Source organism: Flavobacterium sp. (genome assembly GCF_047602195.1).
Classification (GTDB): domain Bacteria; phylum Bacteroidota; class Bacteroidia; order Flavobacteriales; family Flavobacteriaceae; genus Flavobacterium.
Genome location: NZ_JASGHW010000003.1, coordinates 593,555 through 618,781, shown reverse-complemented (window position 1 = coordinate 618,781; position 25,227 = coordinate 593,555). Strand labels below are relative to the sequence as shown.

Genomic DNA, 25,227 nt, shown 5'->3' with positions numbered 1-25,227 from the left:
ACAGACTGCAAAATATCTTACTGCGTTTTACTACTTTTAGCCCAACAAAACGCGCCATGAGATATTTTGCAGTCTTCTTTTTTGTCTTGGTTTCCACTTTGGTTTCGGCCCAAGAGCTGTCGCAGACCGTATCGGGAACCATCACCAACAACGACACCCAGGCGCTGCTTTCCAATGTCAACATCATCAACCTCAACAAAGTGCGCGGCACCATTTCGGATGAGAAAGGAAGATTTGAAATCGAGGTAACGACGGGCGACACCTTACACATTTCCCTGATTGGTTTCCAGTCGATCCGCATCCGCGTGACCAACGACTGGATCAAGAACAAGACCACCGCAATCAAGCTCACCGAAAAGGCGATTGCACTCGAAGAAGTCAACATCATGCCTTATCAACTCACGGGTTATCTCGAAGTCGATTCGAAACTGATCCCGATCCGTGAAAATTACCGCTACAGCATTTCGGGATTGTCCACCGGTTATGAAGCGGGTGAATATTCGCCGAATGCGTTCGGACGTGTGTTGGGCTCGATTTTCAACCCCGCCGACATGCTTTACAACTTCTTCTCCAAGAAACCCAAGGAACTCAAGAAACTCAAACAATTGCGCAAGGACGACACCGTCCGCAATTTGCTCGAATCGAAATACGACCGCGAAACCGTTTGTGTTTTATTGGGCATCGAGAAAAACGAAATTCCAGAAATCTTGCAACGCTGCAACTACTCCGAAGCGTTTGTCAGGACCGCGAACGATTTGCAGATTTTGGATGCAATCAGCCAGTGTTATGAGGAATACAAGGTGTTGAAAAGGAATTGATTTTCAGATTATCGGATTCTCAGATTTTCAGATTTTCCATCCAAAGGCGCAGCCATTTCTAAAGCGAAGCGTTTCTAAGAATAATACCGCGCCTCAATCCGCTTAATGTCCTTAATCGAATTCCGCGCCCAATCCAAGCGTTTTTCCAAAATCTCCTCCTCCGACAACTGCCAAAGAATCTCAGATTTATGGAGTCGGTTCATCAAATTCTGGATGATGATCGCCGCCGAAACCGAAATGTTCAAGCTTTCGGTAAAACCCACCATCGGGATTTTCAGGAATCCGTCGGCCTGCGCAATGACTTCTTCCGACAAACCGTTGCGTTCAGTCCCGAAAAACAACGCACTTCGTTGTGAAATATCAAAATCGTCAAGCAAGCAATCGTCGTGGTGCGGTGTCGTCGCGATGATTTTATAGCCTTTGCTTTTGACACTCGCGATACAATCAGAAATGCTCTCGAAGCGGTTCACATCGACCCACTTTTGCGCACCCATCGCAATTTCCTTGTCGATGCGCTTGCCGAATTTTTCCTCAACCACATTGAGTTGCTGCACGCCAAAAACTTCACAACTGCGCATCACCGCACTGGTATTGTGCAATTGGTACACGTCTTCGATCGCCACCGTAAAATGGTTGGTGCGTTGGGCCAAAATCTGTAAAAACTTGGCCTTGCGGTTTTCGGTCAGGAATTGGCTTTCGAGGTAATGCAGGTAATCGAGGTCGACCATGGGAATTTCAGATTTGTGATTTCAGATTTTAGATTGTTTTAGAAATTGTAAATTTATCGAAGTTTTTCAATCTGAAATCTAAATTCTAAAATCTGAAATGAAAAAACTCGTAGTCCTTACCGGCGCCGGCATTTCCGCCGAAAGCGGCATCAAAACCTTCCGCGATTCCGATGGACTTTGGGAAGGCCATGACGTACAGGAAGTCGCCACGCCCGAAGGTTTTCGCAAGAATCCCGCGCTCGTGCTCGAATTCTACAACCAACGCCGACGCCAGTTGCACGATGTCGAACCCAACGCCGGACATTTCATTTTGGCCGAACTCGAAAACCATTTCGACGTGCACATCGTCACGCAAAACGTCGATAATCTGCACGAACGCGCCGGAAGCACCAAAGTATTGCACTTGCATGGCGAACTGCTCAAGGTGCGCAGCACGCGCGATGAACACCACATCCTCGACTGGACCACCGATCTGGTTCTCGGCGACACCGACAAAAATGGCCACCAACTGCGTCCGCACATCGTGTGGTTTGGCGAGGCCGTTCCCGCTTTGGAAGAAGCCATCGATCTTGCCGAGCAGGCCGACTTTTTTGCGGTCGTTGGAACGTCATTACAGGTTTATCCCGCGGCCGGATTGTTGCATTACGCCCAACCGAATGTGCCTGTGTTTTATATCGATCCCAAACCAGCCATCATTTACGATTTGCGCAATCCGCTTGAGGTGATTTCGGAGCCGGCTTCGACGGGAATGGTGGTTTTAAAAGAACGCTTGTTAGCCAAAAGCTGATGTTTTAGGATAAAATTATGATTTAATGAAATGAATCGTTTTCATTTTTAAATCGTAAGGGCTATATTTGCTTTTATCCCGAAAACAACACACAAACATGCAAAATCTGACCGAACTAAACGCCATTTCCCCCATCGACGGACGCTACCGCAACAAGACCGTTTCGCTCTCCAAATTTTTCTCCGAGGAGGCGCTGATCCGCTACCGCGTACTGGTCGAAGTCGAATATTTTATTGCGCTTTGCGAGATTCCGCTGCCGCAATTGCAAGGCGTTGATGCTTCACTTTTCAAACCAATGCGCGCCCTTTACGAGAATTTTTCCGCCCAAGACGCGCAATGGATCAAAGACACCGAAAAAACCACGAACCACGATGTCAAGGCCGTCGAGTATTTCATCAAGGACAAATTCGACCAACTCGGGTTGTCGCAATACAAGGAATTCATCCATTTTGGGTTGACCTCGCAGGACATCAACAATACCGCGATTCCGTTATCGACCAAAGACGCTTTCCAGGAAGTGTATCTCAAATTGTTGGTCGAATTGGTCGCCCGATTAAAAGAACTCAGCATCGAATGGAAAGATGTGCCGATGCTTGCGCGTACCCACGGCCAACCCGCTTCCCCTACCCGACTCGGAAAGGAAATCGGGGTTTTTGTGGAACGCCTCGAGGAACAGATGCGCTTGTTGTTCAACATTCCATTCGCGGCCAAATTTGGTGGTGCGACGGGCAATTACAACGCGCATTTCGTGGCTTATCCGCAAACCGACTGGAGACAATTCGGGAAACATTTCGTCGAGGACATTTTGGGATTGCAGCATTCGTTTCCGACGACGCAGATTGAACATTATGACCATTTTGCCGCGTTTTTCGACGCGCTCAAACGCATCAACACCATCATCATTGACCTCGACCGCGACATCTGGACGTATGTGTCGATGGATTATTTCAAGCAGAAAATCAAGGCCGGGGAAATCGGTTCGTCTGCGATGCCGCATAAAGTAAACCCGATCGATTTTGAGAATTCGGAAGGGAATTTGGGCATTGCCAATGCAGTTTTCGAACATTTGGCCGCGAAATTGCCCGTGTCAAGATTGCAGCGCGATTTGACCGACAGTACGGTTCTCAGAAATATTGGTGTACCGATCGGGCATACGCTGATTGGTTTTGAAGCGACCTTGAAAGGATTGAACAAATTGCTGCTCAATGCCGACAAATTCGCCGAAGACCTTGAAAAGAACTGGGCCGTCGTAGCCGAAGCGATCCAAACGATCCTGCGCCGCGAAGCTTACCCGAATCCGTACGAAGCACTCAAGGGATTGACGCGTACCAACACGACGATCGACAAAAAAGCCATCCATGATTTCATCGGAACGTTGGAGGTTTCGGATGCAATCAAAACGGAATTGTTGGCCATCACCCCATCGAATTACCTTGGAATCTCTATTTAACCCCGGAGCGTTTTTAGCCCCGATTGAAGCAAAGTAGCTGCGCAGCACTACTGCGGAAAGCGGGACCCGAGCGTCAGCGAACTGGCGCAGCAAACAGCTCCTCAAAAAATACAAGCCATGTCACCCGCAGAAACCGCAACACACCATTTGTATCCGCTGATTAGCGACCTAGGTCTGATTCTCATGACCGCGGCCGTCGCCGTATTATTGTTTAAGGCCATCAGGCAGCCGCTCGTTTTGGGTTACCTCATTGCAGGCTTTCTCGCGGGCAACCATTTCGATTTTTTCCCATCGGTGCAGGACCACAAGAGTGTGGAGGTTTGGGCCGAGATTGGCGTGATATTCCTCTTGTTCAGCCTTGGGCTCGAATTCAGTTTCAAGAAGCTCATGAAAGTGGGCGGAACGGCTTCCATTACGGCCATTACGCAAATCGTCTCGATGGTTTTCATTGGGTTTTGGGTGGGCCAATGGATGGGTTGGGCCAAGATGGACAGTATTTTCCTGGGCGTAATCCTGTCGATTTCGTCGACGACGATCATCCTGCGCGCCTTCGATGAATTGGGCGTCAAGGGCAAGAAATTCGCGGGCATCGTTTTTGGGGCGCTCATTGTGGAAGACATCGTCGCGATTGTGATGATGGTACTCTTGTCGACCATTGCGGTGAGCCAGCAATTTTCGGGTTACCAGTTGATTGAATCGGTGCTCAAATTGTGTTTCTTTTTGACATTATGGTTCTTGGGCGGGATCTTTTTCATCCCGACTTTGCTCAAGAAAGCCAAAAATTTACTCTCGGACGAAATGCTCTTGATTACCTCGTTGGCCTTGTGCCTGATGATGGTGATCCTGGCATCGAATGTAGGGTTTTCGCCTGCGCTCGGGGCTTTCATCATGGGCTCGATCATCGCCGAGACGACCCAGGCCGAACACATCGAGCATTTGGTCAAACCTGTCAAGGATTTGTTCGGCGCGGTGTTCTTCGTATCGGTCGGGATGCTGATCAACCTCGATACCTTGGTCGAATACGCGATTCCGGTGGCGATTATTACGCTGGTGACGATCTTCGGAAAATCGATCAGCTCGACGATTGGCGCGCTGCTTTCGGGCCAACCGCTCAAACAGTCGGTACAAACGGGGATGAGTTTGGCGCAGATCGGGGAATTCTCGTTCATCATCGCCACGCTTGGCATGACGCTCAAGGTGACGAGCGATTTTTTGTATCCGATCGTTGTGGCGGTTTCGGCTGTGACGACTTTTACGACGCCGTTCCTGATTAAATTTGCGACGCCTTTTGCCGAAAAACTCGAACAGAAATTGCCGCGCAAATGGATCAAACGCATCGAGAAATACAGTTCGAATGCGCAGGCGATCAAGACCGCGAGCAACTGGCAGATCGTGCTTCGCGCGTACATTCTGCAAATCATCATCCACTCGGTGATCATTACGGCGATTATTTTGCTGTCGGCGCGTTATGTGTTGCCGATGACCGAGGGCTCGAAATTCGGGAACATCCTGGCCGCTTTGGGCACACTCATCGTATTGTCGCCATTTCTTTGGGCATTGTCGCTGCGCCGGGTCGCCGTCGAACAGGTCAAGGCGCTCATGGTCGAGCGCAGGCACCGTGGCCCGATCGTGATGATGGTGTTGTTCCGATTTGTGTTGACGTTGTTTTTCCTCGGATTTTTGCTCGACAATTTCTTCTCGGCCGAAGTGGCCTACATTACCTTCTTTGTATCGGTGATTCTGTATGCGTTGTTTCCGCGGAAACTCAACCGACAATACCACCGCATCGAGACCCATTTCATGCGCAATTTCAACGCGCGCGAAATCCTCAAGAGCAAGAGCCAGCGCAGCGACCTGACGCCTTGGGAAGGCCACATGACGATTTTTGACATCGCCAAGGAATCGAACATCGCGGGCAAAACCTTGAAGGAGCTCAAGCTACGCGAAAAGATGGGAATCAACATTGCGTTCATCAAGCGCGGCGACGTTTCGATCAACATCCCGAACCGAAACGAACGCCTGTTCCCGGGTGATGAGATCTGCGTCATCGGTACCGACGACCAGGTATTGGCGTTCCAAAAATACCTTGACCAGAACGAAATCGAGCCGTCTGAAAATGTAACCGAAGCCGAAATCGTATTGCAGCAATTCGAATTGCGCGATGAGGATTATATCGGGAAAAGCATCCGCGAATCGCAGTTGCGCGAGAAAACCAATGGATTGGTCGTGGGCATCGAACGCGGCGGCAAACGCATCCTCAATCCCGATTCGCTTTTGGTGCTTGAGCCTTACGATATTTTGTGGATCGTGGGCGAGAAGAAACTACTGACGAATTTGAACACCAAATAAATTACGGCAATCTTTCATCGAGGCTGTACGCATAACGGTCGATTCCAGCCAATACAAAGGCCGCGGCCGCAGCGGTAAAAACCGAATAATCGAGCGGTGACTTGACGCCAAAACTGATGGTCATCGCCAAACCGAATCCGGACAATAAACAACCGGAAATCCATGCCGCCATCTTGGTTTTGTATCCAAACAGCAAAAAAACAGGCAAAACTATTTCCAATATTGTCGCGGCAATTGCCAATGGTTCGGCTAATGCGGCAGGAATAAAACTGTTGACCTGGTTCGAATAATCGAGAAAATTTTGCCAATTTCCCCAGACGACATTCGGACTTCCGGGATTTCCCCAGAAACCGAAACGGTCGGCCACCGCCGAAAGAAACGAAACCGAAAGCGCGATACGCAAAAACAATTGCGCCAGTTGTAAAGTATTTGATTTCATGATGAAAAATTTGTTGCTCAAATTTCGAGTGAAAAACCAACAAAAAACTTGAAGTAGTTCAAGAAAACAAAAAAAGCAGCCCCGAAAGACTGCTTGTTATTTCATTTTTTTTAAAGATTAACGCGAGTAATTCGGTGCTTCCTTGGTAATGGTCACATTGTGCGGATGGCTTTCGGTGATGCCGCTCGAGGTGATACGGACAAACCTGCCGTTTTCCTGTAAGGTCGGGATGTCTTTGGCTCCGCAATAGCCCATTCCGGCACGCAATCCGCCGATGAACTGTTGCATGCTTTCGTTGAGTTCGCCTTTGTATGGTACGCGGCCCACGATTCCTTCGGGAACAAGCTTTTTGATGTCGTCTTCGACATCCTGGAAATAGCGGTCTTTCGAACCTTCCTGCATCGCTTCTACCGAACCCATGCCGCGGTAGGATTTGAATTTCCTGCCTTCGAAAATGATCGTTTCACCCGGCGATTCTTTGGTTCCGGCGAGCAACGAGCCCATCATGACACAGTCGGCTCCGGCAGCGATGGCTTTCGGGATGTCGCCCGTGTAACGGATTCCACCATCGGCGATGACCGGGATTCCGGTGCCTTTGATCGCAGCGGCTACTTCGAGTACGGCCGAAAATTGCGGGAAACCTACACCGGCTACGACACGTGTGGTGCAGATGGAACCCGGACCGATTCCGACTTTGACACCATCGGCGCCATTTTCGACAAGGTATTTTGCCGCTTCAGCGGTGGCAATATTTCCGACGATGACGTCGATTTTAGAAAATTTTGACTTGACTTCTTTGAGGACATTGACCACGCCTTCGGTATGGCCGTGGGCTGTATCGATGATGATCGCATCAACCCCGGCATTGACCAAGGCTTCTGCCCTTTTGACCGCATCATGCGTTACGCCAATCGCAGCCGCCACGCGCAAACGTCCGAATACGTCCTTGTTGGCAATGGGTTTTTGGGTCAGTTTGGTGATGTCGCGGAAAGTGATGAGCCCGACCAAAACATTATCTGAATTGACGACGGGCAGTTTTTCGATTTTATTGCCCTGCAAAATGACTTCGGCTTCTTGGAGCGAAGTGCCTTCGGCTACAGTCACGAGGTTGGCGCCGGTCATGACTTCGACGATTGGGCGGGTGTTGTTCTTTTCGAAACGCAAATCGCGGTTGGTCACGATCCCCTTGAGCTTCTTATTTTCGTCTACAATCGGGATGCCGCCGATGCCGAATTCTTTCATCACGCTTTTCGCATCGGCTACGGTCGCCGTCATCGGCAGGGTCACCGGATCGATGATCATGCCCGATTCGGCACGCTTGACTTTCCTGACCTTGGCCGCCTGTTGATCGATCGTCATGTTCTTGTGCAACACGCCGATGCCGCCTTCCTGGGCCATCGCAATCGCCATGGCGCTTTCGGTTACGGTATCCATGGCCGCAGAGACAATCGGCACATTGAGCGTGATGTTTTTGGAGAATTTAGATTGGATGCTGACTTCGCGTGGAAGTACGTTGGAATAGTTTGGGACGAGCAGCACGTCGTCGTATGTTAAACCTTCGCCTATAATCTTGGAGTTGTGTGCAATCATTACAAAAGGTGTTGTAGTTAAATTGCGTGCAAATATAATGAAAATTAACGACGCATGAAACCAATCGGCCATCAGAAATTTAAGTTAAAAAAATGCGAACCGTTTTGCGGGTCCAAAAAACAGTTTACCTTTGCTGACTGATTAGTCAATCTAAATGATGGATAAGCAAAAAGAACTCCTTTCCGCAGCACTCAAACTGTTTGTCGAAAACGGTTTCCACGGCACGCCCACGAGCAAGATTGCCAAGGAAGCCGGCGTGGCCAACGGGACGTTGTTTCATTATTATCCGACCAAGGACGATTTGATCGTGTCGCTGTATATTTCGATTAAATTGGAAATGGCGGCTTTTGTGGAAAGCCAGACCGATACCGAAGGTGATTTCAAAATCCGTTTTAGGAATTATTTTGTCTATGCCTTGCATTGGGCGCTCGACCATCCGGATGAGTTCCAGTATTTGCAACAGTTTTACGCCTCACCTTTCGCTTCGCAAATGCAATCGGAGGTTTTGCAAAAGCAGCTTGAGAAAACCTGCATCGAAATCCAAGAGGCCATCGATGCCAAAATCATTAAAAATCTACCTGTCGATTATATTTTCACGATGATCAGCAGCCACCTCAACGGCATCAACCAGTATTTACGCAAAGCCAATTTGAGCCAGACCAAACAAAAAGAAGTGATTTCGGAGACCTTCGATTTGCTATGGGACATGCTTTCTTAATTTTTTTAAATCAAATAGAGTGATTAGTCAATCAATATATACAATCTTTCAAATCCTAAAACGCATTACCATGTATTTTTTAATCGCAATCGCATCGTTGACGCTTATCGTTTATTTATTCATGCTTCAACCTGTATTTGGTCGTCAACCATCGGGTGAGCGGCTCGAACGGATCCAAAAATCACCGCACTACAAAGACGGCAGTTTCCAGAATTTGAGCCCGACGCCAAGCTTGGCAGAAGGCCATAGCCTGTATTCGGTGATGAAAAAATTCCTGTTCGAAAAGAAAGAACGCAACAAGCCCATCGACAGCCTGCCTTCGCAAAAAACCAATTTGCTGCACCTGAACCCTTGGGAAGACGTACTCGTTTGGTTCGGGCATTCCTCCTATTTCATGCAGATTGACGGAAAGAAAATCCTCGTCGATCCGGTGCTCAGCGGTGCGGCCTCACCGATTAAAATGACGACGCGCAGTTACACCGGAAGCGACGTTTACACTCCCGACGATTTCCCAGAAATTGATTATTTGTTCATTTCGCACGACCACTACGACCATCTTGATTATGAAACGGTTGTCGCATTGAAATCCAAAATCAAACGGATCATTACCGGCTTGGGCACGGGCGAACATTTCGAGCGTTGGGGGTTTCCACAGTCGCAAATCATCGAGAAAGATTGGTACGAAAAAGTCGATTTGGGTGACGGTTTTGAAGTCAACCTGGTGCCGACACGCCATTTCTCGGGCCGTGGTTTCTCCAGAAATAAAGCGCTGTGGACGGCATTTGCCTTTAAAACCCCTACCAAAAACATCTACATCGGTGGTGATTCGGGTTACGATACCCATTTTGCCCAAACCGGCGAAAAATTCGGTCCGTTTGACTTGGCGATCCTCGAATGCGGACAATACGACGAAGCCTGGAAGTACATCCATACTTTACCCAATGAAATTGTCCCGGCGGCCAAAGATTTAAAGGCAAAGGCGCTGATGCCGGTGCATTGGGGGAAGTTTTCGCTGGCCAACCATGCCTGGGACGAATCGATTTCGAAGGTGGCTGAATTCGCCAAAGCCGAAAACCTGCCATTGGTGACGCCGATGATCGGGGAAAAAGTCAACCTTAATTCGACTAAAATCTACGAAGGTTGGTGGAAAGTCTTGCAGTAAACCATGCACTGTTTCCACCAACTTTTATCAGACAATTTTGAGCGATTGGATTAATCCATCCTCGAATTCATAATGATACGTCATTGTGATCGGACTTCCGGGAAAGTTTCCTGAGACTTCTGTTGTCAATGTCTGTTCGGTCTCTGAATATCCAAGCGGTTTCATCGTTGCCTGATATGCCTTGTTTGCTTTTTCGATCCAATTTTCTATTTCCTTTCGTCCGTTGTGCGTTTTGCCTTCGTCAAAAACCACGGCGGTTTCGGTAAAACAATTGGCATAGGCGACGCTGTCAAAGTTGTTTTGTGTTTGTACTAATGCTGCTACTACTTTCGGTAAGTCCATTGTATATTTTTTAAGATTATTAAATGGTTGGCACGGTACCGCCATCTATTACATAATTGGTCCCCGTTAAATAATTGGCCCTTGGCGATACCAAAAAACCAACGAATTCGGCCACTTCTTTCGGGTCGGCGGGCCTGCCGTAAGGTATTCCGCCCAATGCATCCATCACACTTTGCTGGGCTTCTTCTACAGTACTGTTTGCATTTCTTGCAATCTCACCCAACCAAGCTTCCGATGCGGTTGTATTGATCCATCCTGGTGAAACAGTCAGCACGCGAACCCCTTTTGGCGTCACTTCATTGGACAAACTTTTGCTGTAATTGATCAATGCCGCTTTGGCAGCAGCATAGGGTAAAGTAGAATCGTACAGCGGCAATTTGCCTTGGATGGAAGCGATGTGAATGATAACCCCGCTTTTTTGCGCAATCATCTGCGGTAAAAATCCGCGGTCTAAACGAACCGGGGCCAGCAGATTGGCTTGCAAGGTCGATTCCCAATCTTGATCGGTTAATGCGACAAAACCACCGGCAGGCGTTACTGAAGAACCCAGGTTGTTTACCAGAATGTCTAGTCTTCCATGCGTCGATAGTACTTCACTGACTACTTTTTGTGCCTCATCTGCCTTGCTCAAATCGGAAGGAATGAAATGCAGTTTGCTGTTTTGTTCTTCCGGTGCGTTTCGGGCGGTAACGATGACTGTAGCACCAGCTTGAATGAGTCGTTCTGCAATCGCTTTCCCTGCCCCTTTTGTACCTCCGGTTACCAAGGCAATCTTACCCGATAACTCATTGTTGAAATTAAATTGTTCCATTTGTTCAAATTATTTTAGGCAAAGTTGAAGCATATGTACGCTTCTCACAAGTACGGAAATACGAATTGCATAGGGCTAAATTTTTCCCCTATTGCGCAATTTGGAACATAGCCCTAAATTTGCTTTTATGTATGAAAGAAAGATTTTACCGAACCTGAATTGCGGATTGGATTTGATTGGCGAAGTGCTCTATGGAAAATGGAAAATCCGCCTGCTGTGGTTCATCAACCAAGGCCACCAACGCCCCAGCGAATTGCAACGAAAAATCCCCGATGCCTCGCGAAGGGTTTTGAATATTCAATTGAAAGAGCTGGAAGAACACGACCTAATCAAACGAAAAGTCTATGCCGTTGTACCGCCAAAAGTGGAGTACAGCCTGACTGAATTCGGAAAGACTTTAATTCCCGTGATTTCGGTTTTGGGAAATTGGGGCGATGACAACCAAGAAAAGCTGCGTTCGGTTATTTTAAAACGCTTGACGCCCTAAAGTAGTATTTTTTCTCATCAATGAAATTCCCCAAATAATTTCGAAGCCTCATTGTAAGCACTTTCGAAACTCATCGGGCTCGTGGAAGTCGATTCTTTTTGTGCGGTGAAATACGACAGCAATCTTTCGGTCGGCATATTTCCGGTCAAATCATCCTTGGCCATCGGGCAACCGCCAAAACCTTGGATCGCACCGTCGAACCTGCGGCAACCGGCTTTGTAGGCCGCATCGATTTTCTCGTGCCATTTGTCGGGCGTCGTATGCAGATGCGCACCGAATTCGATGTTGGGATATTTCGGAATCAGGTTCGAAAACAAATACGTAATCACATCGGGCGTCGAACTGCCGATCGTATCGGAAAGCGACAAGATCTTGACGCCCATCGAAGCCAATTTTTCGGTCCATTCGCCTACGATTTCCACATTCCATGGATCGCCATACGGATTGCCGAATCCCATCGACAAATAGGCCACGACTTCCTTATTGGAATTGTTAGCAATATCGAGGATTTCCTGCAAGGTCACCAAAGATTCCGCAATCGTTTTGTGCGTGTTGCGCATCTGGAAGTTTTCTGAAATCGAGAACGGAAACCCGAGGTATTGGATTTCCTTGTACTGCGAAGCCGAAACCGCACCCTGCGTATTAGCAATGATCGCGAGCAATTTACTCGTCGTTTTTGACAAGTCGAGCCCGGCCAAAACTTCAGCCGTGTCCTGCATCTGCGGAATCGCTTTCGGGGAAACGAAACTGCCAAAATCGATTGTGTCAAAACCCACGCGCAACAGCGATTGGATGTAGGTAATCTTGCGGTCGGTCGGGATGAAAGGCTTGATGCCCTGCATGGCGTCGCGCGGACATTCGATGATTTTGATTGGCTCCATAGAACGCCAAATATAAGAAAGTATTGGTTTTTACGAAATCGTTTTCAGCAACTTTTTGTTGATGTCGCGAACCAGTGCCGGCCCTTCGTAGATAAAGCCCGTATACAGTTGAACGAGACTCGCGCCCGCCTTCAATTTTTCGATCGCATCCTCAGCCGTATGGATGCCGCCTACACCAATGATCGGGAACGATTGATTGCTTTTTTCGGACAGGAAACGGATTACTTCGGTCGAACGTTTCGTGAGTGGTTTTCCGGATAATCCGCCCATTTCGGCTTTATTTTCGGATTGCAGACCGTCGCGTGAAATGGTCGTATTGGTGGCGATGACGCCCGCGATTTTGGTTTCGTTGACGATGTCGATGATGTCGAGCAATTGCGAATCGGTCAAGTCGGGCGCGATTTTTAAAAGAATCGGTTTTTGTTTGGGTTTTGCGGCGTTTTTATTCTGTAATGTTTGCAGCAAATTCGTGAGCGGTTCTTTGTCCTGGAGTTCGCGTAAGTTTGGCGTATTGGGTGAACTCACATTGACCACAAAATAATCGACGTGCTCGTACAACGCCTCGAAACAGATTTCATAATCGGAAACCGCTTCTTCGTTAGGCGTGACTTTGTTCTTGCCGATGTTGCCGCCGATCAATACATTTTTGTTTTTCTTCAAACGCTCGACCGCTGCATCAACGCCGCCATTGTTGAAACCCATTCGATTGATGATGGCCGAATCTTCGCGCAAACGGAACAGTCTTTTCTTCGGATTGCCATCCTGTGGCTTGGGCGTCAGCGTGCCAATTTCGATAAACCCGAAACCGAAATCAGACAATTCCTGGTACAGTTTGGCATCTTTGTCGAAACCCGCGGCGAGCCCGACCGGGTTCTTGAATTTCAAGCCGAAAACCTCGCGTTCCAATCGTTGGTCTTTGACTTCATACAGCGAGCGAAACAAGGCCGAAAATCCTGGGATTTTAGACAAATTCCGAATCAATGAAAATGTAAAGTAATGGATTTCTTCGGGGTCGAACCAGAAGAAGATGGGACGAATGAGGAGTTTGTACATGGTTGTTGTGTTGTTGGTGCAAAAGTAATTCTTTGCACACAAACTTCAAAGTTCGGTATTCGTTAATCGACATTCTGCGGTTCGAAAAATTGAATGTCGATTAACGAATTCCCAATATTGAAGGGGAAGCCCTAGCCCCGATTGCAGCAAGTAGCTGCGCAGCACTACTGCGAAAAGCGGGAACAAGCTCCTAAAAAACCTTCCCAACTTTGCGAAATCCTTTGCAAACTTTGCGGTAAAATCAACTTATATTTGTGTCTCAAAATTTAAAATCATGCAACACCTCATTGACCGCTTTATTTCCTACGTGACGATCGACACCGAATCGGATGCGAATTCCAATACCACGCCGAGCACCAAAAAACAACTCGTGCTGGCCAACAAACTGGCCGAAGAACTCAAGACCATTGGCCTGACCGAAGTGACCATCGACCAAAACGGTTACGTGATGGGCACGCTGCCATCGAATGTGGAAGGAAATGTTCCGACGATCGGATTTGTCTCGCATTACGATACTTCGCCTGATTTCACCGGGGCGAACGTCAAACCGCGCGTCGTCCCGAATTACGACGGCGGCGACATTGTGCTCAATGAAAAGCAGAACATCGTTTTGTCGCCTTCTTATTTCAAGGATTTATTGTTGTACAAAGGCCAGACGTTGATCGTGACCGACGGAACGACTTTGCTCGGCGCGGACGATAAAGCGGGACTCACCGAAATCGTTTCGGCGATGGAATACCTCGTCAAAAATCCGCAGATCAAGCACGGAAAGATTCGCGTAGGATTTACGCCCGATGAGGAAATCGGACGTGGCGCGGATTTGTTCGATGTCGAACAATTTGGCGCGGACTGGGCCTACACAATGGATGGCAGTCAAGTGGGCGAACTCGAATATGAGAACTTCAATGCGGCCGGCGCGAAGATTACCTTCAAAGGGAAAAGCGTGCATCCGGGTTATGCCAAAGGCAAGATGATCAATTCGATGTTGATCGCGCAGCAGTTCCTGAACAAATTGCCGAAGGGCGAAACGCCACAGGAAACCAAAGGCTATGAAGGATTTTTCCACGTCGTGGGATTGTCGGGCAGCATCGAGGAATCGAAAGTCGAGTTGATCATCCGCGACCACGACATGAAATTGTTCGAGAAGCGCAAGAAACGCATCCACAAAATCGTCAAGAAAATCAACAAGCAATACGCCGAACAATTTGGCGAAGACATCGCAATTGCAGAAGTCAAGGACCAATATTACAACATGAAGGAAAAGGTCGAGCCCGTGATGTACATCGTCGATCTGGCCGAAAAAGCGATGAAAGATTTGGGCATCAAACCTTTGATTAAACCGATCCGCGGCGGAACGGACGGCTGTCGTCTGTCGTACATGGGATTGCCGTGTCCGAATATTTTTGCGGGCGGACACAACTTCCACGGCAAATACGAATACGTTCCGGTGGAAAGCATCCAGAAAGCCGTAGACGTGATCGTGCGTATCGCCGAATTGACCGCGACGACCGATTTTTCGAAACCGGTTGCGGAAAAGAAGAAAAAAAAGAAATAATTTGGAGCAAAGACCGCTGCGTTGTTAGAACCAAGAGCCAAGACTTTCTAAAACCGTATGATCATGGAAAAAGAGAAGAAAAATTGGAACAGCAATGATCTCTGGGAAAAGGAAATCGAAATGCTCAAAGACATCGTTGCCCAAACCGAACTGGTGGAAACCGTCAAATGGGGTGGCATCGTCTATACAGTTGGCAATAAGAATGTACTCGGGATCGGCGGCTTCAAGAACTTTTTTACCTTGTGGTTTTTCAACGGCGTGTTCCTGACCGATCCGAAAAAAGTGCTCGTCAATGCCAATGAAGGCGTGACCAAATCGCTGCGCCAATGGCGTTTTTCCTCGATCGATGAGATTGATGAAAAGGCAATTTTACTTTACGTCAACGAGGCGATCACGAACGAAAAAGCGGGAAAATCGATCAAGCCCGAAGCCAAATCGAAGAATTTTGAAGTGCCCGAAATTTTGATTTTGGCGCTCAAGGAAGCAAAACTCGAAAGTCGGTTTTTTGAATTTACGCCTTTCAAACAACGTGAATTCTCGGAATACATTTCGGAAGCGAAACAGGAAAAAACCAAACGCACGCGCATTGAAAAAATCCTGCCGATGATCAAGGACGGCATCGGACTCAACGACAAATACCGATAAAAAGTTTAGCCACGATTCACAAATTAAATTCGTGAATTCGTGGCCAATAAAAATTAGAAAGCTTCCTAAAATTGGAGGCTTTTTTTTATTTGTCTTTCTTTTCTTCTTTCTTGTTGAGCGCAAGCGTCATTTCGCGAGAGATCGACGAGCGTTCCATCTTGAGTTTGCCCGACATCGTTTCGATGACAATCGTCGTTTCGCCGAGTTCTACAAGCTTGCCGTGCAATCCGCCTTTGGTGATGACGCGGTCGCCAACTTTAAGCTGCGCTTCGAATTCCTTTTCCTGTTTGGCCCTTTTCTGTGCCGGCATGATCATGAATACAAACATGACCACGATGATCAATCCGATTTGGAGTATCAGTGTGCTATTTCCCATAATTATTTTGAAATGATATTTGCTTTAATGGTCAAGGTTTCCTTGCCGCTTTCGGTGTTGGCCGCGACGGTTACCGTTTTTTGTTGGTTGCCGAATTTGCCCGCCGAATTGAACGATACTTTCATATCGGCCGATTCACCCGGTTTGATCGGCGTTTTTGGATATTCGGGAACCGTACAGCCGCAAGAACCGACGGCGTTCGAGATGATCAAATCGGAACCGCCCGTATTCTTGAACTTGAAGGTGTACGTCACCACATCGCCTTGCTTGATCGTACCGAAATTGTGCTCCTTTTTGTCGAAAGTCAAAATCGCATATTTCCCGTTGGCCGGTTTCTCGGTTTTGGTTTCGGGCATCGGCGCGGTCGCCCCGATGGTGACCATTCCCGGATCTTCTTCGGGTTGCTGTGGCGCAGCGGCCTGTTGGCGCGGTACCGGAAGTACGGCATCGGCGCCTCCGCTCGATGGATCGCTGTTCGACAATTCCTCGGTTTTCTTACAGGACACCGTCAGGGCCAGTGTCCCCATTAGGCTGAACAAAACTATTTTCTTCATGTGATTGGTTATTTACATCAAACCCCTGCCGGTTTTGAGGAGTTTTTTGTTGGTTTCGAATTCCTTGACAAGGTTGTCGAGGATTCCGTTGATAAAAATGCTGCTTTTTGGGGTCGAATATTCCTTGGCGATTTCCAAATATTCGTTGATCGTTACCTTGACCGGAATCGACGGAAATTTGAGGAACTCGCAAATGGCCATTTTGAGAATGATCGTATCGATTTCGGCAATCCTTTCGGTGTCCCAGTTCGGGGTTTTGTCGATGTATTCCTTTGACAATTCGGCCTCGTTGAGCACGGTCTTGCGGAACAGGTTCGATACGAATTCCTTGTCCTCGGTGTCCTTGTACAATTTCGGCACGCGGAACGAATCGTCTTTCTCCGATTTGATCGCGCGCAATTGCTTGATGATTTGCGTGTTCACGAGCGGAATGTCATCCACGAAAGTGAGGCGGTAATCTTCGAGGTAATCATAGAGTTTATCATTGGCCGCAATCATCTCGAACACATCGGCCACGAAATCGCGGTCTTCCTCGAAAGTGTTTTTGCGGTTGGACATGTACTTTTTATAGAGGTCGCTTTGCTTGAGTTCGCCGAGCAAAATCAGGATGTAATCGTCATTGAGGTGCCAATTGTTGATCTTGCGGTTCTCGAGTGCGATGCTGAGCGAATTGTTCTCAGACAACATGTCAAGAACAACGTTATTGACGAACTTGCGGTTGGGATTTTTGTCTTCGGAGGTGGCGATGTGTTTCTTGGCCGAAATGTCGAGGAAATCGATTTCCTTCTTGCGCATCTCGATCAGCGCCGACAACATAATCAGGTACAGATCCTGGATATTTTCTATACTGAACAACAGGAATTTTTCTTCTTTTTCCAGGCTGTCAGACCCATTTTGGTGCATCGCATAGATCGATTGCATCACTTTTACACGGATATGTCTTCTGTTTAACACTCGTAAGAACTTTTAAAAATTAAAGGAGCGAAAAGATGACCCTTTCGCTCCGCAAAAATAAAAATATTATTTTGAAACCTTTGTTATTTCAAAGTTATTTCGACATTTCTTTTTTCCTGTCGGCGATGCGCTTCTCGGCCAGGGCCAATGCCGCCTGATAGGTGGTCAATCCTTGGCTGTCGGCCAGGTTGAAGATGTCGAGTGTCGTGTTGTAGATGTTTTCGGTTCTGCGCATCGCCTCGGCTTTGTCGTATTTCACGATTTCTCCGTATACGTTGATGATGCCACCGGCGTTGATCAAGAAATCGGGTGCATACAAGATGCCTTTTTGCTGCAGGATTTTTCCGTGAACCTGTTCGTTGGCCAATTGGTTGTTCGCGGCCCCGGCGATTACTTTGGCTTTCAGTCTGTCGATGGTTTCGTCGTTGACGGTCGCCCCGAGTGCACATGGTGCGTAGATGTCAACCTCGGCGCTGTACAAATCTGAACCAGTATAAACGGTTGCGCCGTATTTTTTGGCGACTTCTTCCATACGACTTTGACTCAAATCGGCAATCTGCACGAGCGCACCTTCTTCGGTCAAATATTTCACCAAAGTCTCGCCCACGTGGCCGATGCCTTGTACCATGACTTTCTTGCCCGAAAGGTTGTCGCTTCCGAATTGGTATTTTGCCGCAGCTTTCATTCCCATGTACACGCCATAAGCCGTTACCGGCGATGGATTGCCCGATCCGCCAAGCGATTCAGAAATCCCGGTTACTGAGCTGGTCACTTTGTGGATGCGGTCCATGTCTTCGGTGGTTGTGCCCACGTCTTCGGCCGTGATGTATTTGCCGCTCAACGAACCGACGAATTCACCGAACTTGGTGATCATCTCCGGTGTCTTGTCCACTTTGGAATCACCGATGATGACGGCTTTTCCGCCACCGAGGTTCAAACCCGAAATCGCTGACTTGTAAGTCATTCCGCGTGACAAACGCAACACGTCGTTGAGCGCTTCCCATTCGTTGGCATATTTCCACATACGCGTACCGCCGAGTGCAGGTCCTAAAACTGTGTTATGGATTCCTATTATTGCTTTTAAACCAGTATCTTTGTCGTTGCAAAAAACGATTTGTTCGTGATTGTCGAAAGACAGTTGTCCAAAAACAGGATCGATTTTGTGGAGCTCTGCTGCGGTGGTGATTTCTGTAGTCATACTTTTTAAAATTTTAGTTTGTCACTTTATCAAAAAAGACTTCGCAAAAGTAAGATTAAATTTAAATTATAGTGCTAAATTTATGTTTAATTACAGATTTGTTAATAAATCGTGGATATGCTGAGAAATCAGCAAATTAATATTTCAAGCACATTTTAACCGAATCACTCATTTTTAAGCGCACATTTTCCCAATAAAATGAAAGAATTACAATATTTGAATAAATATTTCATCAAATACAAATACCACTTCCTTCTCGGTATTGTCATCACCATAATCGCACAAATCTTCTCTTTGTATACGCCCAAGCTGATCAAGGATTCGATCGAGTCGATTGAAGCCTACACCGCCGCTGGCAAAACAGTCGATGCCGCGGTCGTCAAAACCCAATTGATCCACAACATTTTACTCATTATCGGTACGACAATCGTTGCCGGTTTCCTGACGTTCCTGATGCGACAAACCCTGATCGTGATGTCGCGCCACATCGAATTCGACCTCAAAAACGAAGTCTTCCGCCAATACGAAAATCTCTCGCAGAATTTCTACAAACAAAACCGCACCGGCGACTTGATGAACCGCATCAGCGAGGATGTCGGCAAAGTACGGATGTATGTCGGACCGGCGGTGATGTATGCAATCAACACCTTTATTACGTTTGTCGTGGTCATCGGTTATATGTGGGCCGTTTCGAAACCGCTGACGATTTATACGTTGTTGCCATTGCCGATTCTGTCGTATGCTATTTTCAAACTGAGCACCGAAATCAACAAGCGCAGTACGGTTTTCCAACAGAACTTATCGAAAGTATCGAGCTTTACGCAGGAGATTTTCTCGGGAATCCGCGTCATCAAAGCCTATTCGCTCGAGGAGCAGCACCAGAAAAACATGGCCGACCTGTCCGAAGAAAGCAAAACCAAAAGCATGAAACTGGCCAAGGTACAGTCGCTTTTCGGGCCGCTCATGATTGCGCTCATTGGTGTCAGCAACCTCGTCGTTATTTATGTCGGCGGTGTGATGTACATCAACGGACAAATCAAAAGCCTCGGTACGATTGCCGAATTCATTTTATACGTGAACCGATTGACCTGGCCGGTCGCCTCGTTGGGCTGGGTATCGTCGATGGTACAGGAAGCCGAAGCCTCGCAAAAACGCATCAACGAATTCCTTAAAATATTACCCGAAATCGTCAACAAACACCCCGAGCCTTCCGAAATCAACGGCGAGATTACTTTCGAAAATGTCACTTTTACCTATGACGACACCAACATCACCGCGCTCAAGGATGTTTCGTTTACGATCCACAAAGGCCAGACCTTGGCGATTTTGGGCAAGACCGGTTCGGGAAAATCGACCGTGTTGTCATTGATCAGCCGATTGTATGACGTGAGCAGCGGGCACATTCAAATCGATCGCAGGGAGATTTCCCAGGTCAATTTATATGATCTGCGCAACAGCATAGGGATTGTGCCGCAGGATGCGTTTTTGTTTTCGGATACGATCAAGAACAACATCAAATTCGGCAAGGAAGACGCGACCGACGAGGAAGTCATCGACGCAGCCAAGAAAGCGGTCGTGCACGACAATATCGTCAATTTCAATTTGCAGTACGAAACCATTTTGGGCGAGCGCGGCATTACTTTATCGGGCGGACAAAAACAACGCGTTTCGATTGCACGCGCCATCATCAAAGACCCCGAAATCCTGTTGCTCGATGACTGTCTTTCGGCCGTTGACACGGAAACCGAAGAAACGATCCTCAATAATTTGCTCGAATTCTGCAAGGACAAAACGACAATTATTGTGAGCCATCGCGTCTCCTCGGCACGCAACGCCGACCAGATTATTATCCTCGACGAAGGCCGTATCATCCAGCAAGGTTCTCACAATCAGCTTGTAAATCAGGACGGTTATTACAAAGAATTGTACCTCAAACAACTTTCGGAAAAAGAATTAAGTTAACTGTTGTTTTATAATACTTTTTTTACCATTTTTGGAAGGTATTTAAACCAAAAAAACTAACCGAGAAGGATTATGAGAGAAAACGACATGCTGGAAAAAGAGGAAATTTTTTCCAAAGTTTTAAGAGCCGGAAGAAGGACTTACTTCTTCGACGTAAGAGCCACGAAAGCCGACGATTACTACATTACCATCACCGAAAGCAAGAAATTTACCGAAGAAGACGGGTCGTTCCATTTCAAGAAACACAAGATTTATCTGTACAAGGAAGACTTCGCCGCTTTCTCGGAAATCCTCGAAGACATGACCTCGTATGTCCTCAACCACAAAGGCGAGGAAGTGATCTCGGAAAGACACCAAAAAGACTTCAAGAAAGAATACCATACCTCGGAAAGAACACAGGAAACCGAAGCGCCGGTCAGCAGTTTTACCGATGTTGATTTTGATGATATTTGATCGGAACGATTATAAATTTGAAGAACGGAAATCGAAAGGTTTCCGTTTTTTATTTCCCAAAGTCTTGGCTCTTGCAGCGCAGCGGTCTTTCCTCTATCAGCGAAGCGTTCTCTACGCAATCCGCAAACCATTTTCAACCTTAAAATCAGGCGACAACAAAACCACATCGCCTTCCGCACCTACCGCGCCGAGCACGAGGCATTCGCTCATGAATTTACCGATTTGTTTCTTCGGGAAATTGACCACGGCCACAATTTGGCGGTCCAACAAATCTTCTTTGGTGTAGCGCTTGGTGATTTGCGCCGATGATTTTCGGATGCCGATCGCATCGCCGAAATCGATCGTCAATTGGTAAGCAGGTTTGCGCGCTTCGGGAAAGTCGTTGACTTCGATGATCGTGCCCACACGCATGTCGGTTTTTTCAAATTCTGCCCAGGTCAGTTCCATAGTGTATTGATAAAATGAGAACACAAATTTAAAAAAAAGAAAAGTTTGCATTTACAGCGGCTTGGCGTGTGTTTTTGTTAATTTTATTTGCTATTTTAGATTTTGAATGTTGAACGCCGAACGTCCAACAACGAATCTTGAACCGATCATGGCGCAAACCCCATCGAATATGTTAGCACTCGGAACGCTCGCACCGGCATTCCGGCTCAAGGACACAAATTCCAATTACCATTATTCCTTCGACGACCTCAAAGGCAGCAAGGGAACGCTTGTAATGTTCCTCTGCAACCATTGCCCGTTCGTACACCATGTGCTCAGTGAGATTTTGATGATCGTGAACGATTACCGCGTACAAGGCATCGGTATTATTGCGATATCGAGCAACGACGTGGTCAAATATCCGCAGGACGGCCCCGAGGAAATGACCGAATTTGCGTTCCGGAACAAAATCGATTTCCCGTATTTGTATGATGAAAGCCAGGAAGTCGCCAAGGCGTTCGACGCGGCCTGTACGCCCGATTTTTATTTGTTCGACAACAACGACAAACTGTTTTACCGCGGCCAACTCGACGATTCGCGTCCAGGCAACAACATCCCGCTCAGCGGAAGCGATCTGCGCAGCGCCATCGATGCCGTGATCTACAACCGCGTATTGGCCTGGCCTCAGAAACCGAGTCTGGGCTGCAACATCAAATGGAAATAACTTTTAAGAAACTACGATGAACCTATTTCATATCAGTGCCGAATGTTACCCGGTCGCCAAAGTGGGTGGTCTTGCTGACGTTGTTGGCGCTTTGCCCAAATACCAGAACGAACTCGGCCATGACGCCAAAGTGGTCGTGCCGGGTTACGACAATAAGTTCACCAACGAAAATGTGTTCGACACGGTGCACCAAGGCAAGTTGCGGCTCGGGCAGTTTATTTTCGATTACACGGTGCTTCGGGAACAGACCAACAAACTCGGGTTTGAATTGTACCTGATTGCGATTCCCGATTTGTTCAACCGACCGAATGTATATTCATACGATGATGATACGGAACGATTTACCGCGTTCCAGATCGCTTTCCTGAATTGGCTCACCGAAACCCAACAGCGTCCTGATGTATTGCATTGCCATGACCACCACACGGGACTCATTCCGTTTATGGTTGCCAATTGCTACAATTACCAGCAACTGCAAGGTACGCCGACGGTTTTGACGATTCATAATGGCCAATACCAAGGCTGGTTCGGGTTTGACAAATTGCATTATGTACCCGACTTCGATCGTTCGCGCACCGGGTTTCTCGAATGGAACGGCATCATCAATCCGCTGGCTTCGGCGATCAAATGCGCCTGGAAAATCACGACGGTTTCGCCGAGTTACCTCGATGAGATCAGCGAAAATGCCAATGGTTTGGAAAATTTATTAAGATACGAGCGTCCAAAATCCATCGGAATCTTAAATGGAATCGACACGATCGTCTGGAACCCAAAAACCGACCCGATGCTCGACCACCATTACGATCTCAAGAATTTCAAGGCCGGAAAAGCCAAGAGCAAAAAATTCCTGTGCGAGCAATTCGATCTCAATCCGGACAAACCCTTGTTTACGTTTATCGGCAGATTGGTCGGTGAAAAAGGCGCCGATTTATTGCCGCAGATTTGCAGCGTCGCGCTCAACTACAACCCGGGCGAAATCAACATCCTGATTTTGGGCTCGGGCGATACCGGAGTCGAAAACGCGCTCAACGGGCTCAAGCATTTCTATCCCGGTTATTACAATTGCTACATCGGCTACAACGAAAAACTCGCGCATATTTTCTATGCCGGTGCCGATTTCCTGCTCATGCCTTCGCGTGTCGAACCTTGCGGTTTGAACCAGATGTACGCCTTGCGTTATGGCACGGTCCCGATTGTACGACGGACAGGCGGACTCAAGGACACCGTCCTCGACATCGGCGACGGCGGATTTGGGATTTGCCACGACCAGACGAGCGTGCACGACGTGAATTATTCAATCACACGCGGCATCGATTTGTTCAACGACAAGAAACATTTTGACGAAGTGCGCCAGACCGCGATGAAAATAGACCATTCGTGGGACAAGGCCGCCGAGCATTACATACAACTCTATCAATCCCTAACATATTAATTATGAACAACGATATTTTAGCCATTATTTTGGGCGGCGGGCAAGGATCAAGGCTCGCGCCGCTTACCGAAAGCCGTTCGAAACCTGCCGTACCGATTGGCGGGAAATACCGCCTCGTCGACATCCCGATCTCGAACTGTATCAATTCGGACATCAAGCGCATGTTTGTACTGACGCAATTCAACTCGGCCTCGCTCAACCAACACATCAAGAACACCTATTTGTTCAGTACGTTCAGCCGCGCGTTCGTCGATATCCTGGCCGCCGAACAGACACCCGACAACCCGACCTGGTTCCAGGGAACCGCCGATGCCGTACGCCAATGCATGCAGCATTTTATGAACCACCAGTTCGATTATGCGCTGATTCTGTCGGGCGACCAGTTGTACCAGATGAATTTCAACGAAATGATCCAGGCACACAAGGAGAGCGGCGCGTCGATCACGATTGCAACCCTGCCCGTAACGGCCAAGGAAGCGCCTGAATTTGGCATCCTCAAGACCAACGAAGACAGCATCATTACTTCATTTATCGAAAAACCGCACCGTGATTTATTGCCACAGTGGACTTCTGAAACAAGCGAGGAAATGCAACAGGGCGGCCGCAATTATTTGGCCTCGATGGGAATCTACATCTTCAACCGCGATTTGCTCGTCCAACTCATGTCGAATCCCGACACCAAGGATTTTGGCAAGGAAATCATCCCGCAGTCGATCGACAACCAGAAAGTGCTCAGTTTTCAATACGAAGGCTATTGGACCGATATCGGGAACATCGATTCGTTCTTTGAGGCCAACCTCGGCCTGACCGACGAGATCCCGCAGTTCAACCTGTTCGACGACAAGAACCGCGTCTACACGAGATCGCGCATTTTGCCGCCATCGAAAATCACCGGAACCACGACGGTCAAACAATCGATCGTTTCGGAAGGATGTATTCTCGACCATTGCACGATCGAAGATTCGGTGATCGGCATCCGTTCACGTATCGGCAGCGATTCAGTCATCCAGAAATGTTACATCATGGGTAGCGATTTTTACCAGAATATCGACGAATTGACGGCCAATGAAATGAACCAGGTCATCAACATCGGGATCGGCCAGCGTTGTAAAATCAGCTACACGATCGTCGACAAGAATTGCCGCATCGGAAACGATGTCACGCTCAACGGCGGCCCGCATTTACAGGATGTCAACACGCCGTTGTATACGGTCAAGGATGGCATTATCGTCGTCAAGAAAGGCGTGACGATTCCCGACGGATTTACGATTTGATCATTACAGCCATAAAAAAAGCACTCCGATTGAGAGTGCTTTTTTTATCGCTTTTGAAG

The 25,227-nt window shown here is 47.7% G+C and carries 26 protein-coding genes; 14 read left to right on the top strand and 12 right to left on the bottom strand.

Going from position 1 to position 25,227, the window contains the following annotated elements; genetic code table 11:
• The first annotated feature begins 56 nt into the window (after positions 1 to 56).
• Positions 57 to 818 carry a carboxypeptidase-like regulatory domain-containing protein gene (locus QM717_RS06220; protein WP_415035899.1) on the top strand — a complete coding sequence of 254 codons (762 nt, stop codon included), beginning with the start codon at positions 57 to 59 and terminating at the stop codon, positions 816 to 818.
• A 74-nt stretch (positions 819 to 892) separates the two neighbouring features.
• On the opposite strand, the gene QM717_RS06215 is transcribed toward QM717_RS06220, so the two are convergent.
• Complete coding sequence (locus tag QM717_RS06215) at positions 893 to 1,546, bottom strand: TrmH family RNA methyltransferase (protein WP_415035897.1); 654 nt, start codon at positions 1,544 to 1,546, stop codon at positions 893 to 895.
• Between the two features lie 97 nt (positions 1,547 to 1,643).
• On the opposite strand from QM717_RS06215, the gene QM717_RS06210 reads away from it, so the two are divergent.
• From QM717_RS06210 to QM717_RS06200, 3 genes are all read left to right on the top strand, one after another.
• Entirely contained in the window at positions 1,644 to 2,333 is a 690-nt protein-coding gene (locus QM717_RS06210; protein WP_415035895.1) for an SIR2 family NAD-dependent protein deacylase, read from the top strand.
• A 97-nt stretch (positions 2,334 to 2,430) separates the two neighbouring features.
• Positions 2,431 to 3,783: an adenylosuccinate lyase gene (purB, locus tag QM717_RS06205; RefSeq protein WP_415035893.1), complete on the top strand. Its 1,353-nt coding sequence runs from the start codon at positions 2,431 to 2,433 to the stop codon at positions 3,781 to 3,783.
• Positions 3,784 to 3,900: 117 nt separating this feature from the next.
• Positions 3,901 to 6,132 (top strand): cation:proton antiporter, encoded by a 2,232-nt coding sequence (locus tag QM717_RS06200; protein ID WP_415035891.1) that lies wholly within the window; start codon positions 3,901 to 3,903, stop codon positions 6,130 to 6,132.
• A gap of 1 nt (position 6,133) precedes the next feature.
• On the opposite strand, the gene QM717_RS06195 is transcribed toward QM717_RS06200, so the two are convergent.
• The gene (locus tag QM717_RS06195; protein WP_415035889.1) at positions 6,134 to 6,571 is read right to left on the bottom strand and encodes a DoxX family membrane protein; all 438 of its coding nucleotides are present in this window, start codon (positions 6,569 to 6,571) and stop codon (positions 6,134 to 6,136) included.
• A gap of 117 nt (positions 6,572 to 6,688) precedes the next feature.
• Entirely contained in the window at positions 6,689 to 8,161 is a 1,473-nt protein-coding gene (gene guaB, locus QM717_RS06190; RefSeq protein ID WP_415035887.1) for an IMP dehydrogenase, read from the bottom strand.
• A gap of 154 nt (positions 8,162 to 8,315) precedes the next feature.
• Between guaB and QM717_RS06185 the strand changes: the two genes are divergently transcribed.
• Positions 8,316 to 8,879 (top strand): TetR/AcrR family transcriptional regulator, encoded by a 564-nt coding sequence (locus tag QM717_RS06185; RefSeq protein ID WP_415035885.1) that lies wholly within the window; start codon positions 8,316 to 8,318, stop codon positions 8,877 to 8,879.
• 70 nt (positions 8,880 to 8,949) lie between these two features.
• Positions 8,950 to 10,041, top strand: coding sequence for an MBL fold metallo-hydrolase (locus QM717_RS06180; RefSeq protein ID WP_415035883.1), 1,092 nt, complete (start codon positions 8,950 to 8,952; stop codon positions 10,039 to 10,041).
• A gap of 27 nt (positions 10,042 to 10,068) precedes the next feature.
• Here the strand turns inward: QM717_RS06180 and QM717_RS06175 are convergent, their stop codons facing one another.
• Entirely contained in the window at positions 10,069 to 10,383 is a 315-nt protein-coding gene (locus QM717_RS06175; RefSeq protein WP_415035881.1) for a nuclear transport factor 2 family protein, read from the bottom strand.
• Between the two features lie 19 nt (positions 10,384 to 10,402).
• Positions 10,403 to 11,194 (bottom strand): SDR family oxidoreductase, encoded by a 792-nt coding sequence (locus QM717_RS06170; protein WP_415035879.1) that lies wholly within the window; start codon positions 11,192 to 11,194, stop codon positions 10,403 to 10,405.
• Between the two features lie 127 nt (positions 11,195 to 11,321).
• Between QM717_RS06170 and QM717_RS06165 the strand changes: the two genes are divergently transcribed.
• Positions 11,322 to 11,681, top strand: a complete 360-nt coding sequence (locus tag QM717_RS06165; protein ID WP_415035877.1) for a winged helix-turn-helix transcriptional regulator — start codon at positions 11,322 to 11,324, stop codon at positions 11,679 to 11,681.
• A 17-nt stretch (positions 11,682 to 11,698) separates the two neighbouring features.
• Here QM717_RS06165 and QM717_RS06160 read toward each other — a convergent pair whose 3' ends face one another.
• Together QM717_RS06160 and QM717_RS06155 are read right to left on the bottom strand one after the other, a co-directional pair.
• On the bottom strand, positions 11,699 to 12,562 hold the full coding sequence (locus QM717_RS06160; protein WP_415035875.1) for a hydroxymethylglutaryl-CoA lyase: 864 nt from the start codon (positions 12,560 to 12,562) through the stop codon (positions 11,699 to 11,701).
• Positions 12,563 to 12,592: 30 nt separating this feature from the next.
• Positions 12,593 to 13,615 (bottom strand): quinone-dependent dihydroorotate dehydrogenase, encoded by a 1,023-nt coding sequence (locus QM717_RS06155; RefSeq protein ID WP_415035873.1) that lies wholly within the window; start codon positions 13,613 to 13,615, stop codon positions 12,593 to 12,595.
• Positions 13,616 to 13,889: 274 nt separating this feature from the next.
• On the opposite strand from QM717_RS06155, the gene pepT reads away from it, so the two are divergent.
• Together pepT and QM717_RS06145 are read left to right on the top strand one after the other, a co-directional pair.
• Entirely contained in the window at positions 13,890 to 15,170 is a 1,281-nt protein-coding gene (gene pepT / locus QM717_RS06150) for a peptidase T (RefSeq protein ID WP_415035871.1), read from the top strand.
• A 63-nt stretch (positions 15,171 to 15,233) separates the two neighbouring features.
• Positions 15,234 to 15,815 carry a YdeI/OmpD-associated family protein gene (locus tag QM717_RS06145; RefSeq protein ID WP_415035869.1) on the top strand — a complete coding sequence of 194 codons (582 nt, stop codon included), beginning with the start codon at positions 15,234 to 15,236 and terminating at the stop codon, positions 15,813 to 15,815.
• A gap of 85 nt (positions 15,816 to 15,900) precedes the next feature.
• Here QM717_RS06145 and yajC read toward each other — a convergent pair whose 3' ends face one another.
• The 4 genes from yajC to QM717_RS06125 form a co-directional block, all read right to left on the bottom strand.
• Positions 15,901 to 16,191, bottom strand: coding sequence for a preprotein translocase subunit YajC (yajC, locus tag QM717_RS06140; RefSeq protein WP_415035867.1), 291 nt, complete (start codon positions 16,189 to 16,191; stop codon positions 15,901 to 15,903).
• Between the two features lie 2 nt (positions 16,192 to 16,193).
• Complete coding sequence (locus QM717_RS06135) at positions 16,194 to 16,745, bottom strand: DUF1573 domain-containing protein (RefSeq protein ID WP_415035865.1); 552 nt, start codon at positions 16,743 to 16,745, stop codon at positions 16,194 to 16,196.
• 12 nt (positions 16,746 to 16,757) lie between these two features.
• Positions 16,758 to 17,666 (bottom strand): transcription antitermination factor NusB, encoded by a 909-nt coding sequence (gene nusB / locus QM717_RS06130; protein WP_415036026.1) that lies wholly within the window; start codon positions 17,664 to 17,666, stop codon positions 16,758 to 16,760.
• 127 nt (positions 17,667 to 17,793) lie between these two features.
• The gene (locus tag QM717_RS06125; RefSeq protein WP_415035863.1) at positions 17,794 to 18,897 is read right to left on the bottom strand and encodes a Glu/Leu/Phe/Val family dehydrogenase; all 1,104 of its coding nucleotides are present in this window, start codon (positions 18,895 to 18,897) and stop codon (positions 17,794 to 17,796) included.
• A gap of 198 nt (positions 18,898 to 19,095) precedes the next feature.
• On the opposite strand from QM717_RS06125, the gene QM717_RS06120 reads away from it, so the two are divergent.
• Together QM717_RS06120 and QM717_RS06115 are read left to right on the top strand one after the other, a co-directional pair.
• Entirely contained in the window at positions 19,096 to 20,859 is a 1,764-nt protein-coding gene (locus QM717_RS06120) for an ABC transporter ATP-binding protein (protein ID WP_415035861.1), read from the top strand.
• 72 nt (positions 20,860 to 20,931) lie between these two features.
• A complete protein-coding gene (locus QM717_RS06115) occupies positions 20,932 to 21,312 on the top strand; it encodes a PUR family DNA/RNA-binding protein (RefSeq protein ID WP_415035859.1) in 381 nt (126 codons plus the stop codon).
• 111 nt (positions 21,313 to 21,423) lie between these two features.
• On the opposite strand, the gene QM717_RS06110 is transcribed toward QM717_RS06115, so the two are convergent.
• Positions 21,424 to 21,759 (bottom strand): tRNA-binding protein, encoded by a 336-nt coding sequence (locus tag QM717_RS06110; protein WP_415035857.1) that lies wholly within the window; start codon positions 21,757 to 21,759, stop codon positions 21,424 to 21,426.
• A gap of 148 nt (positions 21,760 to 21,907) precedes the next feature.
• Between QM717_RS06110 and QM717_RS06105 the strand changes: the two genes are divergently transcribed.
• The 3 genes from QM717_RS06105 to QM717_RS06095 are packed head-to-tail and all read left to right on the top strand — an operon-like array spanning position 21,908 to position 25,168.
• Entirely contained in the window at positions 21,908 to 22,462 is a 555-nt protein-coding gene (locus tag QM717_RS06105) for a thioredoxin family protein (RefSeq protein ID WP_415036024.1), read from the top strand.
• Positions 22,463 to 22,478: 16 nt separating this feature from the next.
• A complete protein-coding gene (locus QM717_RS06100) occupies positions 22,479 to 23,894 on the top strand; it encodes a glycogen synthase (protein WP_415035855.1) in 1,416 nt (471 codons plus the stop codon).
• Complete coding sequence (locus tag QM717_RS06095) at positions 23,888 to 25,168, top strand: glucose-1-phosphate adenylyltransferase (RefSeq protein ID WP_415036022.1); 1,281 nt, start codon at positions 23,888 to 23,890, stop codon at positions 25,166 to 25,168. Before QM717_RS06100 ends, QM717_RS06095 begins: the two co-directional genes overlap by 7 nt.
• Positions 25,169 to 25,227 lie beyond the last annotated feature (59 nt).